The sequence below is a fragment of the Streptomyces sp. NPDC059787 genome (assembly GCF_042732315.1).
Classification (GTDB): Bacteria; Actinomycetota; Actinomycetes; order Streptomycetales; family Streptomycetaceae; genus Streptomyces; species Streptomyces atrovirens.
The window spans coordinates 16,124-31,229 of the sequence record NZ_JBHWHX010000038.1; the positions used below are offsets into that span (position 1 = coordinate 16,124).

The following is a 15,106-nucleotide window of genomic DNA, read 5'->3' on the forward strand; positions in this document are numbered from 1 at the left end:
GCGGACGCATGAGCCAAGGCGAAGAGCAGGAAAGAAGGCAGTCCCATGAGCAGCAACGAGACGCCCCGCGGCCCCGTCGACTCCTCCCGCGTCCCCCGGTACGCCGGTCCCGCGACCTTCGCCCGGCTGCCCCGTCTCGACGAGGTCGGCCGCGCCGACGTCGCCGTGGTGGGCGTGCCGTTCGACTCGGGTGTCTCCTACCGGCCGGGCGCCCGCTTCGGCGGCAACGCCATCCGTGAGGCGTCCCGGCTGCTGCGCCCCTACAACCCCGCGCAGGACGCCTCCCCCTTCGCCCTCGCCCAGGTCGCGGACGGCGGCGACATCGCCGTGAACCCCTTCAACATCAACGAGGCCGTGGAGACGGTCGAGGCCGCCGCCGACGACCTCCTCGGTACCGGCGCCCGCCTGATGACCCTGGGCGGCGACCACACCATCGCCCTGCCGCTGCTCCGCTCGGTCGCCAAGAAGCACGGTCCCGTGGCCCTGCTCCACTTCGACGCCCACCTCGACACCTGGGACACCTACTTCGGCGCCGAGTACACCCACGGCACCCCGTTCCGTCGCGCGGTGGAGGAGGGCATCCTCGACACCTCCGCCCTCTCCCACGTCGGTACCCGCGGCCCGCTCTACGGCAAGCAGGACCTCACCGACGACGAGAAGATGGGCTTCGGCATCGTCACCTCCGCGGACGTCTACCGCCGGGGCGCCGACGAGGTCGCCGACCAGCTGCGTCAGCGCATCGGCGACCGCCCGCTGTACATCTCCATCGACATCGACTGCCTCGACCCGGCCCACGCCCCCGGCACCGGCACCCCCGAGGCCGGCGGCATGACCTCCCGCGAGCTCCTCGAGATCCTGCGCGGACTGGCCTCCTGCAACCTGGTCTCGGCGGACGTCGTCGAGGTGGCCCCCGCGTACGATCACGCCGAGATCACCTCGGTCGCCGCGTCCCACACGGCGTACGAGCTGACCACGATCATGTCCCGTCAGATTGCGGAGGCCCGCGCGCAGTGACCCACGACCACGACCTGGTGCTCCGCCCGACCGCCGCGCAGACGGAGGCCGCGCTGAATCCTCCCCCCGGCCGCAACGGCGGAGACCTGGTCGTGGAGACCCTGGCCGGGCTCGGCGCGACCACCGTCTTCGGCCTGCCCGGCCAGCACGCCCTCGGCGTGTTCGACGCCCTGCGCCGCTCCGACCTGCGCTACATCGGCCTGCGCGTGGAGAACAACGCCGGTTTCGCGGCGGACGCGTACGGCCGGATCACCGGCGAGGCCGCCCCGCTGCTGCTGTCGACCGGCCCGGGAGCGCTGACCTCGCTGGCCGCGCTCCAGGAGGCGGCGGCGGCCTCGGCGCCGGTGCTGGCGATCTGCAGCCAGGTCCCGACGGCCGGGCTGGGCGGCGGCCGCCACGGCCACCTGCACGAGCTCCCCGACCAGTCGGCCTCGTTCCGGGGGGTCGTCAAGTCCGTCCACACGGTGCGTACGGCGTCCCAGATCCCGTCGGCGATCGCGGAGGCCTGGAAGTCGGCGCTGACCGTCCCGCACGGTCCCGTGTGGGTGGAGATCCCGCAGGACGTGCTCCTCGCGGAGACGGTCCTGCCGGTGGTGACGGCGATGGACGCCACCCCCGACGAGCTGCCCCCGCGCCCCGAACTCACCGCACTCGCCGCCCACCTGCTGGCGAACGCCGCCCGCCCCGCGATCATCGCGGGCGGGGGAGTGGTCCGCTCCGACGCCTCCGGCAAGCTGAAACAGCTCGCCGAGCGCGTCCGGGCCCCCGTCGTCACCACCCCCGGCGGCAAGGGCGCCTTCCCCTGGACGCACCCGCTGTCGCTGCAGTCCTGGCTGGAGGACCGCCACACCACCGACTTCCTGGAGGACGCCGACGTCCTGCTGGTCGTCGGCTCCGGACTCGGTGAACTCTCCTCGAACTACCACACGTTCGAGCCGCGCGGCCGGGTGATCCAGATCGAGGCCGACCTCGGCAAACTGGAGTCCAACCACCCGGGCCTCGGCATCCACGCCGACGCCCGCCTCGCCCTCCAGGCCCTGCTGGAGACGGTGGAAGCCCGCGAGGACGCGACCGCGTCCGAGCGCGTACGGGGAGTGCTGGACCGCGTCCGCGAGCGCCTCGCCTCCCAGGAACTCGCCCTGGAACAGCAGGTGCTGACGGCGGTCCGCCGCGCCCTGCCCACCGGCTCGCCGTCCTTCTGGGACATGACGATCCTGACGTACTGGGCCTGGTCCGCCTTCGACGCCATGGGCCCCAACCACCTGCACTCCGCGCAGGGCGCCGGCGGCCTCGGCTACGGCTTCCCGGCCGCCCTCGGCGCGGCCGTCGCCGACCCCACCCGTCCGGTCCTCGCGGTCTCCGGTGACGGCGGTGCCCTGTACTCCGTCGCCGAACTGGCCACCGCCCGCCAGCACGACCTCGACGTCACCTGGCTGATCGTCGACGACGGCGGCTACGGCATCCTCCGCGAGTACATGACCGACGCCTTCGGCGAACCCACGGCGACGGAACTGACCCGCCCCGACTACGTGGCCCTGGCGGAGTCCTTCGGCGTACCCGGCCTGCGCACCAGCCCCGAAACCCTGGAACAGGACCTCGCGAAGGCCCTGACGACACCGGGCCCGGCGGTGGTCGTACTCCCCGCCGTGCTGCGGATGTTCGCCCCGACCCACATGAAGTGACCCTCACATGGAGTGATCGGCGAGGTCCCGCCCCGGGTTCGGACGTGTGTCGAGTTCCTGTGTCTACCAGGGGTACATGACCACGTAGTTGCCTTCCTGCACGCAGTTGAAGCCCGTCAGCCACCCCTTCTGCGCCAACTGGTTGCCAAGGGTCTGACACTCCAGGAAGGAGGTGGTCACGTGCGGGCGCAGGTTCGTCTCGGCGGCGGCCGAACCGGCCAGCGGAAGCGCGATTGCCGCGGAAGCCATGGCCCCTACGAGTGCGATCCTGGTGGCACGCGGTTTCATCATGGTCCTACCCCTTCAACGTGTCTGATGGCGAGGGGAAACCCTCTGGCAGCCATTACAGCGACGTCTCCCCGGGGAAGGCGCGCGAACCACTGATCATTAAGGGTTCCGCCCCTCGGGCGTCACCGACGCGTCATGAGGTGACGCCCATGTGTCCGCGACCCCTCCTCGCCGTCTCGTCGCCGCCCTTCGGCTCGGTGACGAGATCACGGCCGTTGTCAGCGAGATCGACCGGCGTAGGCGAACAGCGACCCTGACGTGCAGCCGTTCGCCCTCTGACACGGGACCGGGGACCGAACACCGGCACCGAGTCGTCCGGGATCCGGACGTCCGTACGGCCCCGGACGTCCGTACGGCCCCGGACGTCCGTACGGCCCTGGACGTGTACGGCCCCGGACGTCCGTACGGCCCTGGACGCCCTTACGGCCCTGGACGTCTGTACGGCCCTGGACGTCCGTACGGTTCCGGACGCCCTTACGGCCCTGGACGTGTACGGCCCCGGACCCGGGAAGGCCGACCTCGCGAGGGCGTTGCCGGCGCTACCGGGTCGGATCCGCCGGGTCAGCAGCCGCCCGGGCCCACCCCGTCGATGCGTCCGCCGAAGTCGCCGAGGTAGCGGGAGCGCCAGTCGCCGTTGAAGACGTCCCGCTTCTCGGTCGGCTGCCAGTTCACGAAGCAGGCCCGGGTGCTGGCGACGAACGAGCCGACGTGGTCGTGGAGGCGGGGCGGCATGTCGCGGTAGCCACTGCGCGCGGTCCACTCCCAGTAGTCGCCGTCGAAGCCCTCGCCGCTCCAGAAGCACACCGACCCGTCGGAACAGGCGGGGGGTGCGGCCGGGGCGGCGGACGCTGTGTGGGCGGGCAGCAGGAGCGCGGTCAGGGCGAGGGCGGCGGCGAGGGACCAGGAGCGAGTTTTCACGGCATTCTCCGGTAAGGCGTCGTGGAGGCATGGAACGGCCCCGGCGGACGTGCCGGGGCCGTTCCATGGTTGCGGCGGGTCGGGCCGATCGCCCGGCGTCGCCGCTCACACCACCTGATGGAGCGAACCGGAGGCTCGACGGGTGTGCTGTGCGTCGGGCACCGGGCGCCGCCTGCGCGGGGCGCACGGCCCGTGGCCCCGGCGTCCTGCCCGCCGATCGACCCTGCCGATCCATGCGGTGGGGGTGCCGCGCGCGCCGCCACCTGCCTGCGGGGCGCTGGCCGACTCCGCCCTGTGTGCTTTGGCGTCGGCCGGTGTGCTGTGTCCTGTGCGCTCTGGTATCGCCCTGTGTGCTTTGGTGTCGGCCGGTGTGCTGTGTCCTGTGCGCTCTGGTATCGACCTGTGTGCTTTGGCGTCGGCCGGTGTGCTGTGTCCTGTGCGCTCTGGTATCGACCTGTGTGCTTTGGCGTCGGCCGGTGTGCTCTGCTCCCGTGCGCTCCGGCATCGACCGGTCGGCCACAGCCGGGTCGGTGCGCGGCGAGCGCCCGGGTTTGTCGTTCTCCTGACCGCGGGCAGGTCGTCCGCGGCGGTCACGGCGTGGTGGTGCCCCAGGGGGCCAGTAGGTCGAGTGTCAGCTCCGTGAAGGCGGTGTCCAGCGTTGTTTCCCGGTCCTGGTCGCCTACGGCCTCGTAACAGAGGGCGGCGGGACGGGCGACCCACAGGATCTTCCAGGGCCTGGAGGCAAGTGCGGGGTCGCTCCAGACACCGCCGTGCGGATAGAGAGGGTGCAACAGGTCGCTGATGCGTTCCGTCGCGACCTGCATCAGCGGCGCCTCGGTCGCCGACTGGGCCGACCGGAACGCCTCGGGAGAGGAACGCGCGACGGCGGCCGTGGTCGGGTGACGGCGGACGACCCGTACGACCTCGGTCAGGTGCCCGGCGATTCCCCGCGCGGTGCCGTCACTCGGGCGGGCGTGCGCTGCCGTGTTGAAGGCCTCCGCCAGCTCGGTCCTCAGCGCGTGCAGGTGAAGCGCCGAAACCGACTTCCAGTTGGAGTACAGGAAGTTGCGTGTGATCCCGCAATGGCGGGCGATGGAGGCCAAGGGCACGTCCAGGCCGTCGGTGCGCATGAGGGCGCGCGTGGTGCTGATCACGTGCGCCGTGCTGTGGGGGTTGTGGCCGTAGGCGAATCGGGAGGTCATGGGGACCACCTTGCTGAAAAAGAGTGAGCACTACGCCACTGAATGTCACTTGGCCACTCAAATGAGCGACGTGTGGACAGTGAGCGCTCGGATGCTCACGCTTTTCAAGCGAGTGGGTCAGTCCCTGAGAGCGGCAATGAACGACGCCCAACCGGCCATGGAGAAGACCACGGCAGGCCCGTCCGGCACCTTGGAGTCCCGAACCGGCACACCCGCCGGATACCCGTCAAGAACCTCCAGACAGCTGCCGGCTTCGTTTCCGCTGTACGACGACTTGCGCCAGCCTCTCGGCGTTGTGACGTCGGCTATGGATCGATCAGTCATCGGGTCCGTAGTCCTTTGCTGTGGCTTTCAGGAGGGCAAGCGACTCGCGTAGCGGGAGCGCGTCGCTCAGTGCGAGATGGTAAGCGCCTTGCAACTGCTCGACGACGGCCGGGACATCATGGACCTTGGCGACGTGCACGCCTTCGGAGTAGGCCACCGGAGGCTGGTCCTCGAACCACATCAAGCTGAGCATCCCCTGCATCACAGGATAGGCGCCGGTGCCACGCGGCATCACATGAACGCGGACCCGGCTGTTCTCGACGAGACGTACGAGGTGCGTCAACTGCTCCGCCATGACGTCACGGCCGCCGACAACTCGGTACAGCAACCCCTCGTCCAGTAGAGCCCAGAAGGTGGGCGTCACGGGATCATCGAGGATCCTCGCGCGGTCGAGCCGTGTGACAAGGCGTTTGTCACGTTCCTCGTCGCTCAGAGGAGGGAACGTCGTACTCAGGACGGCGCTTGCGTACCTTTCCGTCTGCAGCACTCCCGGTACGAACGTCACCGCGGACTCCCGGATCATCACCGCCTGTTGTTCGAGCTGGCGGGCCGCCTCGAAGTAGTCCGCGACGGCGACGTCCCGCTCCGGCAGGAAACTGCTCAGCACGTTTCCCGTGTTCAACGCTCCATCCAGCCGACGCGCGTCCTCTTTCGACGGCACCCGGCGGCCCGCCTCGATGTGGGCGATGTGCGAACGCGTCATGATCGCCCGGTCGGCCAGCTGCTGCTGGGTCAGGCCCTCCGCCTCGCGCTGCGCCTTGAGCCAGTCCCCGTAGATGCTGCCCAATTCGTCATCCCCCTTGTGACAAAAGCTCTGTCACCTGCTCCTCTCTGGCGAGCCTAGCTCCGCCCGTCCCACTCTGTGAGCACATCGCTACGGAAAGCGAGGGCTCGTGGCCGGTACCGGCCCGAGACGCGGTCATCAACACATCCTGAGAGTCGACGACATGAGCAACCGCACCGCCAGGTTCTTCGAACCGCTGCTACGGCTTCTGCTTCCTGGCCGTGGGCGGCACCGCCACACCGAGGTCCCGCCCGGCCGGCACGCGCGCGTTCCGTGTGCCGGGGCGCCGACCACCCGGCGGTTCGGGGCACCGATCCTCCGGGGCGAGGACGACGCCGTGGTCCGCCCCTACCTCGTGGCACATGAACGCGCGGAGGAAGCCCGGCGCCAACAGGCCCGGCGCCGTGCGCTGCGGCTCGCCGTCCACGGGATCGACATCGAGCCGCGCGTCGTCCACCGCGTGGAGGTGACGGCGTGAGCAGCGGGAACGACCACGCGCGGCTGCTGCCGTGGACAGGGGAGGAGGGCAAGCCCTGCTATCTCCTCACGGACGGAACCGGCCGCCTCTCCCGCCTCGCGGACACCGTCGAACAGGTGCAACTGGCCATGGCCGACGACCTCCTCGGTCACGCGGCGGACCTGCTCGCCGACCGCCGCGCGACCCCGGACCAGCTCCGCTTCCTGCTCGCCCGTATGCACGAGTCGCTGACCGACGTGCGCCGGATCGCCGGGAGCAGGGCCGTCCGCCCGCCTACCAGATCGACTCGACCCACTCCGGGTGGTCGATGAACGGGTTGCGGTTGTGCTGGTAGGAGTCGTAGATGACCTCGTTGCGGTTCTCCTCGAACGCGCTCGGCGGGTCCTCCTGGTGCCACTGCTTCAGCACCGAGAGGCGGCCGTGGTACGGGTCGCTGCCGTTGGTCACGGAGTCGTTGGGCTCCAGGTCGGGCCAGCCGTCGGTGCCCTCGTAGCGGACGGCCATGTAGAGGATCATGCGGGCCACGTCGCCCTTGACCGCGTCGCGCGGCTCGAAGGAGTTCGAGTCGGTCAGGCTGCCGCCGCTGTCGGTGAACGAGCTGCCGCCGTTGTCGAAGTCCTTGTTGCCGCGGACGGAGTTGACCTGGACGTCCTCGGGGCGCAGGTGGTGCAGGTCGGTGCCGGGGCCGGTGGAGGTGCCGAAGTCGCCGTGGGACTTGGCCCACACGTGTTCGCGGTTCCAGTCGCCCACGTCACCGCCGTTGAGGGACTTGCTGCGGGAGATGCCCGAGTACAGCAGGATCACGTTGTTGCTGTTGTCCGGGTCCTGGTCGGTGACCTTCAGGGCGTTCCAGACGGCCGAGTACGAGATCTTCGTCTGGTCGCTGATGATCGTGTGCAGGGAGTCCTTGAGCGCCGTGCCGGACTTGCCGATCGCGGCGGCGTAGTAGGTGTCGTCGTACGCGGTGGTCGCGGCGCCGGCGGTGGGTGCGTTCAGCGTCGGGGCGACGAGGCCGGCGAGGACGGTGGCCGTGGCGAGCGCCACCGCTTTCCGGCGCCGGCCTGCGGATATGCGGATAGCGAGCATGGGAGGCATCCGATCTACGCGGGTTGACGTCTGAGTGATACCGCAGAGAGTGACATGAACATGCGGTCGAGGGCGTGAAGGGAAGGTGGCGGTTGCGTGACGAGGGTCCGCTCTCCCCGCCGGCTCCCGCGGCCTCCTCGCCGGCCCCCGCGGACGGGACGTCAGGTGCGCCGCTGGCATAGTGATCGCCGCCCCCACACCCGAGCGACAGGAGGCAGTGGCGTGGAGCTGGTCAGGGACCTGGCGGACCCGGAGTGGCGGGAGGCCGCCCGGGAGGCCTTGACGTCGCTCGGGGCGGCGGCGGTGCCGTCACTGCTGCGCGAGATGCTGGACGAGGCCTCGCCGGTGGACTGGTTCCGGATCAAGCTGCTCCTGCACGCCATCGGACCCGCGGCCTACGACGACGTGCTGGCGGCCCTGGAGACGGCGCACGACGAGGGGACGAGGCGGCGGGTGAGCGCGGCGTTCAGCGGCCTGGGTGCCGTGGAGCGCTATGTCGAGGCGCTGTCCCACCCCTCGGCGACCGTCCGCGAGTCCGCCGCCTTCGGCATCCAGTCCGCGTGCTCGGTGGCGTTCGACCGCACCCCCGCCTACCGGGGCGACATCGCTCCGGTGATCGAGGCGCTCGTCCCCCTGGTCGCCGACCCGGACCCGGGCGTGGCCCAGCGCGCCCTGTGGGTGCTGCCGATGCTGGGGGACGCCGTCCTCGAACCGCTCCGGCGGGTACGGCGCGACGGACCCGGGGCCCTGCGGGCGGACGCCCTCACGGCGCTGGCCTCGGCCGGCGGCGAGGAGGCCCTGTCCGAGCGGGACCGGGCGGCCGTCGCACGGCTGATCCGCGTCAAGGCGGCCGACGACCGGGCCGAGCCACTGGAGGCGTGCTCCGCCTCCTGGATCGCGGTACCCGGCGGGGACCGGGCGGGAATCGCCGAGGTGCTGGGGCTGTCCGGCGAACGGCTCGCGACGTTCGCGCTGGGATACAGCGTCGTCCTCCGCGACAGCGACGACTGGCCCGACCCCCGCCGCGTGTACGTCACTCCCGAGGTGGACGGCTGGACGCTGGTCCTGGGGCCGTGGTGCAACCCCGTCGATCCGGAACGCGCCGACGAGGTGCTCGATGCCCTCACCGCACTGAGCCGCCGCTACCGCCGGGCCCAGGCGTACCACTACGGCGAGCACGGCGGCGGATCCGGCTGGGCTCTGGCCGAGGACGGGGTCGTGGTGCGCCGCTTCGACGCCTCCGCCCAGGGTGGCGGGCAGATCCCCGAGCTGGGCGAGCGGCTCCCCGAGGAGCTCGCGCTGCACGCCGAGTGGACGCGGGACGAGGAGGACGCCGACTGGGAGGACACCACCCCGTACATGGCCCCGGACCTCGCGCTCCGGCTGGGCGCGACGAACCCCTTCGCCCTGGGCCCGGGGACCGCCGTCCGCGGCCGGGGCGTCGTGGCGCTCACCGCGCTCGCGGCCGAGCAGGGCGCACCGGAAACGGGCGCCTACCGCATCTGAACCGGTCGCCCGCATGTTGCGGAGGGATGAAATCCGCTTCCGGCGGTGTTGGTGCCTTCCGGTAGATCAGGACGATCGGAGGGCACCCGCGTGACACCGCAACGGGGATGGGCACGGCGACTGGCCGCATACGCGTGGCGGCATCCCAAGGACGTCGTCCTCGCGCTGGGCTCCTCCCTCGGCGGCATGGCCGTCATGGCGCTGGTCCCGCTGATCACCAAGGTGATCATCGACGACGTCATCAGTGACAAGACCAGGTCCATGACCACCTGGGCGGGCGTCCTGATCGGCGCCGCGCTCGCCGTCTACGTCCTCACCTACATCCGCCGCTACTACGGCGGCCGGCTCGCCCTCGACGTCCAGCACGACCTGCGGACCGAGATGTACGGGACGATCACCCGGCTCGACGGCAGACGCCAGGACGAGCTGTCCACCGGGCAGGTCGTCGGACGCGCCACCAGCGACCTCCAGCTCATCCAGAGCCTGCTCTTCATGCTGCCGATGACCATCGGCAACCTCCTGCTGTTCCTGATCTCCCTCGTGATCATGGCGTGGCTGTCGCTGCCGCTCACCGCCGTCGCCCTCGCCGTCGCCCCCGCCCTGTGGTGGATCGCCAAGCGCAGCCGCACCCGGCTGCACCCCTCCACCTGGTACGCGCAGGCGCAGGCGGGAGCCGTCGCCGGGGTGGTCGACGGCGCGGTCAGCGGCGTACGCGTGGTGAAGGGCTTCGGACAGGAGGAGCAGGAGACCGGCAAGCTGCGCGAGGTCGGACGGCGGCTGTACGCCGGGCGGCTGCGCACCATCTGGCTGAACTCCCGGTACACCCCGGCCCTCCAGGCCGTCCCCGCCCTCGGTCAGGTGGCGATGCTGGCCCTCGGCGGCTGGCTCGCCGTACGCGGGCACATCACGCTCGGCACGTTCGTCGCCTTCTCCACCTACCTCGCCCAGCTCGTCGGCCCGGTCCGGATGCTCGCCATGGTGCTCACCGTCGGCCAGCAGGCCCGCGCCGGCACCGAACGCGTCCTGGAGCTGATCGACACCGAGCCGTCCCTGACCGACGGCACCAAGGAACTGCCCGCCGACGCCCCGGCGACCGTCGAGTTCGACGACGTCTCCTTCGGCTACGACCCCGGCCGGCCGGTCCTGGAGGGCCTCTCCTTCGAGATCCGTCCCGGGGAGACCCTCGCCGTCGTCGGCGCCTCCGGCTCCGGCAAGTCCACCGTCTCCCTGCTCCTGCCGCGCTTCTACGACGTCGCCCACGGCGCCGTACTCGTCGGCGGCCACGACGTGCGCGAGCTGACCACCGAGTCCCTGCGGGCCGCGATCGGGCTGGTCCCCGAGGACTCCTTCCTCTTCTCCGACACCGTGCGCAACAACATCGCGTACGGCCGCCCGGACGCCACCGACGAGCAGATCACCGCCGCCGCCCGCGCGGCCCAGGCCGACCGGTTCATCGACGAGCTGCCCGACGGCTACGACACCACCGTCGGCGAGCACGGACTGACCCTCTCCGGCGGCCAGCGCCAGCGCGTCGCCCTCGCCCGCGCGATCCTCACCGACCCGCGCCTGCTGGTCCTGGACGACGCGACCTCCGCCGTGGACGCCCGCGTCGAGCACGAGATCCACGAGGCGCTGAAGGGGGTCATGCGGGGCCGTACGACGCTGCTGATAGCCCACCGCCGCTCCACCCTCAACCTCGCCGACCGCATCGCCGTCCTCGACGGCGGCCGGCTCGCCGACATCGGCACCCACGACGAGCTGCAACGGCGCTCCGCCCTCTACCGCAGGCTGCTCACCGACCCCGACGAGCTGGGCGCCGTCTCCCCGGGCCACACCCCGCCCGCCGGGCCGCGGGAGGAGGACACCTCGGTCCGCGCGGAACTGGACGCCGAGTTCGACGCCGAGCGCGGGGTCACGCCCCGGCTGTGGACCGGCGACCGCGAACCCAAGGACACCGCGCTGGCCGGCACCCCGGCCACCCCGGAACTCCTCGCCCAGGTCGAGGCGCTGCCCCCGGCGGACGACGTCCCCGACGTCGACGAGGACCGGGCCGTCCGGCCCGAGGACTCCTACGGCCTGCGCCGTCTCCTGCGCGGCTTCCGCACCCCTCTCCTGATCAGCCTCGGCCTGGTCGCCGTGGACGCCGGGATGGGCCTGCTGCTGCCGGTGCTGATCCGGCACGGCATCGACCAGGGCGTCACCCGGGCCGCCCTCGGCGCGGTCTGGGCGGCCTCCCTGCTGGGCCTGCTCGCCGTGATCGCCCAGTGGGCGGCGCAGATCGGCGAGACCCGGATGACCGGACGCACCGGCGAACGCGTCCTCTACGCACTGCGGCTGAAGATCTTCGCCCAGCTCCAGCGGCTCGGCCTGGACTACTACGAGCGCGAGCTGACCGGCCGGATCATGACCCGGATGACGACGGACGTCGACGCGCTGTCGACGTTCCTGCAGACGGGGCTGGTCACGGCGTTCGTCTCGGTGGTCACCTTCTTCGGCATCATGGCCGCCCTGCTGGTCCTCGACGTCGGGCTCGCCCTCGTCGTCTTCGCCACCCTGCCCCCGCTGGTCGTCGGCACGTACTTCTTCCGCCGGGCCAGCGTGAAGGCGTACGAGCTGGCGCGGGAGCGGGTGTCGGTGGTCAACGCCGATCTGCAGGAGTCGGTGGCGGGACTGCGGATCGTGCAGGCGTTCCGCCGCGAGCGGGACGGCGGACGCCGCTTCGCCGAGCGCAGCGCCGACTACCGCGAGGCGCGCATACGGGGCCAGTGGCTGATCTCGGTGTACTTCCCGTTCGTGCAGTTCCTGTCCTCGATCGCGGCCGCGGCCGTACTGGTCGTGGGCGGCGGCCGGGTCGACGACGGGACGCTGGCGATCGGCTCGCTGGTCGCGTACCTGCTCTACATCGACCTGTTCTTCGCGCCGGTGCAGCAGCTCTCCCAGGTCTTCGACGGCTACCAGCAGGCGTCCGTCTCGCTGGGCCGCATCCAGGAGCTGCTGCGGGAGCCGGCCTCCACGGGGACCGCCGCGAAGCCGCTCGACGTGCCGTCCCTGCGCGGGGAGATCGCCTTCGAGGACGTGCGCTTCGCCTACGGGGACGGCGAGGAGGCGCTCGACGGCATCGACCTCACCGTCCCCGCCGGACAGACCGTCGCCTTCGTCGGCGAGACCGGCGCCGGAAAGTCCACGCTGGTCAAACTGGTCGCCCGGTTCTACGACCCCACCGGCGGGCGGGTCACCGTCGACGGCACGGATCTGAAGGACCTGGACATCACCGCCTACCGGCACCGGCTCGGGGTCGTACCGCAGGAGGCGTACCTCTTCCCCGGCACCGTCCGCGACGCCATCGCCTACGGCCGCCCGGACGCCACCGACGCCGAGGTGGAGGCGGCGGCCCGCGCGGTCGGCGCGCACGAGATGATCGCCACGCTGGACGGCGGCTACCTCCACGAGGTCGCCGAACGCGGCCGCAACCTCTCCGCCGGACAGCGCCAGCTGATCGCGCTGGCCCGTGCCGAACTCGTCGACCCGGACGTGCTGCTGCTCGACGAGGCGACGGCCGCGCTCGACCTGGCCACCGAGGCGCAGGTCAACCAGGCGACCGACCGCCTGGCGGGACGTCGTACGACGCTGGTCGTCGCCCACCGCCTCACCACCGCCGCCCGCGCCGACCGGGTGATCGTGATGGACCACGGCCGGGTCGCGGAGGACGGCACGCACGACGAACTGCTGCGGCTGGGCGGCAAGTACGCCGCGCTGTGGCGGACGTTCGTCGGGGAGGACGTACCGGCGCCGGCGTGAGGGGCGGCGCCCCGGGCGCAACCATCCGACATACGTCATGCGTCCGTACACGCGTACGCCGCCTGACGCGGCAGGCGCGGTACGGGAGGACGACTGTGGGCAGTGGAGCGATACGCCGGCGACTCACGCCGGTCCTTGCGGTGCTGATCACCTCGGGGCTGCTCGCCGTCGCCGCGCCGGGGGACGCGCACGCCGCCTCCCACTGTGCCGGGCGCAAGGTGCGCACGCTGCCGTTCTCCACCGGCTCGGTCGTCGTCTACAAGCGGGGCGGCTACGTCTGCGCCGTCACCCTCACCAAGAAGCCCGGCACCAAACGGAAGATGTCGGTGAGCGTACGGGCGCGCGGGGGCCGCCCGGTCGTCGACGAGGGCGACTTCAAGCACCACGCCGGGCCGGTGACCGTGCACGCCGGCCGCCGCTGCGTGTGGGTGAAGGGCAGGGTCGGCGGGGGGTCCGTCAGCTCCGGCTGGATCCTGTGCTGACCGGCTCCTGACCGAGGGTTAACCCTATGTCCCCTGGTGCTGCGGGGAGTCGGTCCAGTAGCTTCCGGCGCACATCTGTCTCACAGGGGAGTGCGCATGCGCAAGGCGCTCAGATGGCTGCTGGCGCTCACGGTGCTCATAGGCACACTGAGTACGGCCGGGGCGGCCACCGCCGCCGAGCCGGAGGCCACCGGCACCACTGACATCAAGGAGAGACTGCTCTCCATACCGGGCATGAGCCTGATCGAGGAGAAGCCGTACACCGGGTACCGCTTCTTCGTCCTCAACTACGAACAGCCGGTCGACCACCGCAGGCCCTCCAAGGGCACGTTCGAGCAGCGGATCACCGTGCTGCACAAGGACACCGCGCGGCCGACCGTCTTCTACACGGGCGGCTACAGCGTCTCCACGACGCCCCGCCGCGCCGAGCCGACCCAGATCGTGGACGGCAACCAGGTCTCCATGGAGTACCGCTTCTTCACCCCGTCCCGGCCCGAGCCGGCCGACTGGTCGAAGCTGGACATCTGGCAGGCCGCCAGCGACCAGCACCGCATCTTCAAGGCGCTGAAGGAGATCTACTCCGAGAACTGGATCTCCACCGGCGGCTCCAAGGGCGGCATGACCGCCACCTACTACGAGCGCTTCTACCCGCGTGACATGGACGGCGTGGTCGCCTACGTCGCCCCCAACGACGTGGTGAACAAGGAGGACTCGGCCTACGACCGCTTCTTCCGCACCGTCGGCACCAAGGAGTGCCGCGACCGGCTGAACGCCGTGCAGCGCGAGGCGCTGGTGCGCCGGGCCCCGCTGGAGAAGAAGTACGAGGCGGTCGCCGCCGAGAACGGCTACACCTTCGACACCATCGGCAGCCTGGACCGGGCGTACGAGGCCGTCGTCCTCGACTACGTGTGGGGCTTCTGGCAGTACAGCACCCTCGCCGACTGCGAGGACATCCCGGCGGACGCCAAGAACGCCACCGACGACGAGATCTGGACGTCGATCGACACGATCTCCGGGTTCTCGTTCTACACGGACCAGGGCCTGAGCCCGTACACGCCGTACTACTACCAGGCCGGTACGCAGCTCGGCGCGCCGACCATCCACTTCCCGCACATCGAGAAGAAGTACGTCCGCTACGGCTACCAGCCGCCGCGCAACTTCGTGCCCCGCTCGATCGACATGAGGTTCGAGCCGTGGGCCATGCGGGACGTCGACTCCTGGGTCCGCCACAACGCGAACCACATGCTGTTCGTGTACGGCGAGAACGACCCGTGGGGCGCCGAGCGGTTCCGTCTCGGACACGGCGCGCGTGACGCGTACGTCCTCACCGCGCCCGGCATGAACCACGGTGCGAACGTGGCCGGTCTGGTCGCCGAGGAGAAGGCGCTGGCCACGGCCCGCATCCTGGACTGGGCGGACGTCACGCCGAGCACGGTGCGGGAGAACCCGGCGGCGGCGAAGCCGCTGGCGAAGTTCGACGCCAAGCTGGACAAGCGGGACGTCGAGCAGGAGCGGACGCTGCGCCCGTAGGGCACGCGGCGGGA

At 71.1% G+C, this 15,106-nt stretch carries 14 protein-coding genes; 8 read left to right on the top strand and 6 right to left on the bottom strand.

What is annotated here, in order from left to right:
• Positions 1-45: 45 nt before the first annotated feature.
• A complete protein-coding gene (gene speB / locus ACFV5H_RS28575; protein WP_004931144.1) occupies positions 46-1,014 on the top strand; it encodes an agmatinase in 969 nt (322 codons plus the stop codon).
• Positions 1,011-2,696, top strand: a complete 1,686-nt coding sequence (locus tag ACFV5H_RS28580; RefSeq protein ID WP_385197870.1) for a thiamine pyrophosphate-binding protein — start codon at positions 1,011-1,013, stop codon at positions 2,694-2,696. The genes speB and ACFV5H_RS28580 overlap by 4 nt, the downstream gene beginning before the upstream one ends.
• Positions 2,697-2,759: 63 nt before the next feature.
• Here the strand turns inward: ACFV5H_RS28580 and ACFV5H_RS28585 are convergent, their stop codons facing one another.
• The 5 genes from ACFV5H_RS28585 to ACFV5H_RS28605 form a co-directional block, all read right to left on the bottom strand.
• Complete coding sequence (locus ACFV5H_RS28585) at positions 2,760-2,945, bottom strand: hypothetical protein (protein WP_385059236.1); 186 nt, start codon at positions 2,943-2,945, stop codon at positions 2,760-2,762.
• Positions 2,946-3,545: 600 nt separating this feature from the next.
• Positions 3,546-3,902, bottom strand: coding sequence for a peptidase inhibitor family I36 protein (locus tag ACFV5H_RS28590; protein WP_385058736.1), 357 nt, complete (start codon positions 3,900-3,902; stop codon positions 3,546-3,548).
• 590 nt (positions 3,903-4,492) lie between these two features.
• Entirely contained in the window at positions 4,493-5,104 is a 612-nt protein-coding gene (locus tag ACFV5H_RS28595) for a hypothetical protein (protein ID WP_385197872.1), read from the bottom strand.
• Between the two features lie 117 nt (positions 5,105-5,221).
• Positions 5,222-5,428 (bottom strand): DUF397 domain-containing protein, encoded by a 207-nt coding sequence (locus tag ACFV5H_RS28600; protein ID WP_385197874.1) that lies wholly within the window; start codon positions 5,426-5,428, stop codon positions 5,222-5,224.
• On the bottom strand, positions 5,421-6,215 hold the full coding sequence (locus ACFV5H_RS28605) for a helix-turn-helix domain-containing protein (protein WP_385197876.1): 795 nt from the start codon (positions 6,213-6,215) through the stop codon (positions 5,421-5,423). The genes ACFV5H_RS28600 and ACFV5H_RS28605 overlap by 8 nt, the downstream gene beginning before the upstream one ends.
• A 160-nt stretch (positions 6,216-6,375) precedes the next feature.
• Here ACFV5H_RS28605 and ACFV5H_RS28610 point away from each other — a divergent pair, with 160 nt between their 5' ends.
• Positions 6,376-6,690 carry a hypothetical protein gene (locus ACFV5H_RS28610; protein WP_385197878.1) on the top strand — a complete coding sequence of 105 codons (315 nt, stop codon included), beginning with the start codon at positions 6,376-6,378 and terminating at the stop codon, positions 6,688-6,690.
• Complete coding sequence (locus ACFV5H_RS28615) at positions 6,687-7,001, top strand: hypothetical protein (protein WP_385058726.1); 315 nt, start codon at positions 6,687-6,689, stop codon at positions 6,999-7,001. Before ACFV5H_RS28610 ends, ACFV5H_RS28615 begins: the two co-directional genes overlap by 4 nt.
• Here the strand turns inward: ACFV5H_RS28615 and ACFV5H_RS28620 are convergent.
• Positions 6,964-7,776 (bottom strand): endonuclease I family protein, encoded by an 813-nt coding sequence (locus ACFV5H_RS28620; protein ID WP_385197880.1) that lies wholly within the window; start codon positions 7,774-7,776, stop codon positions 6,964-6,966. The genes ACFV5H_RS28615 and ACFV5H_RS28620 overlap by 38 nt on opposite strands.
• Positions 7,777-7,998: 222 nt before the next feature.
• Here ACFV5H_RS28620 and ACFV5H_RS28625 point away from each other — a divergent pair, with 222 nt between their 5' ends.
• From ACFV5H_RS28625 to ACFV5H_RS28640, 4 genes are all read left to right on the top strand, one after another.
• On the top strand, positions 7,999-9,282 hold the full coding sequence (locus ACFV5H_RS28625) for a HEAT repeat domain-containing protein (protein WP_385197882.1): 1,284 nt from the start codon (positions 7,999-8,001) through the stop codon (positions 9,280-9,282).
• Positions 9,283-9,372: 90 nt separating this feature from the next.
• Positions 9,373-13,080 (top strand): ABC transporter ATP-binding protein, encoded by a 3,708-nt coding sequence (locus ACFV5H_RS28630; RefSeq protein WP_385197884.1) that lies wholly within the window; start codon positions 9,373-9,375, stop codon positions 13,078-13,080.
• 95 nt (positions 13,081-13,175) lie between these two features.
• Positions 13,176-13,562 carry a hypothetical protein gene (locus ACFV5H_RS28635; RefSeq protein ID WP_385058719.1) on the top strand — a complete coding sequence of 129 codons (387 nt, stop codon included), beginning with the start codon at positions 13,176-13,178 and terminating at the stop codon, positions 13,560-13,562.
• Positions 13,563-13,658: 96 nt separating this feature from the next.
• The gene (locus ACFV5H_RS28640; protein ID WP_385197886.1) at positions 13,659-15,092 is read left to right on the top strand and encodes a S28 family serine protease; all 1,434 of its coding nucleotides are present in this window, start codon (positions 13,659-13,661) and stop codon (positions 15,090-15,092) included.
• Positions 15,093-15,106: the final 14 nt, after the last annotated feature.

Coding starts and splice junctions, on each gene's coding strand:
- speB (WP_004931144.1), top strand. CDS start 46: ATGAGCAGCAACGAGACGCCCCGCGGCCCCGTCGACTCCTCCCGCGTC.
- ACFV5H_RS28585 (WP_385059236.1), bottom strand. CDS start 2,945: ATGGCTTCCGCGGCAATCGCGCTTCCGCTGGCCGGTTCGGCCGCCGCC.
- ACFV5H_RS28595 (WP_385197872.1), bottom strand. CDS start 5,104: ATGACCTCCCGATTCGCCTACGGCCACAACCCCCACAGCACGGCGCAC.
- ACFV5H_RS28600 (WP_385197874.1), bottom strand. CDS start 5,428: ATGACTGATCGATCCATAGCCGACGTCACAACGCCGAGAGGCTGGCGC.
- ACFV5H_RS28610 (WP_385197878.1), top strand. CDS start 6,376: ATGAGCAACCGCACCGCCAGGTTCTTCGAACCGCTGCTACGGCTTCTG.
- ACFV5H_RS28620 (WP_385197880.1), bottom strand. CDS start 7,776: ATGCTCGCTATCCGCATATCCGCAGGCCGGCGCCGGAAAGCGGTGGCG.
- ACFV5H_RS28640 (WP_385197886.1), top strand. CDS start 13,659: ATGCGCAAGGCGCTCAGATGGCTGCTGGCGCTCACGGTGCTCATAGGC.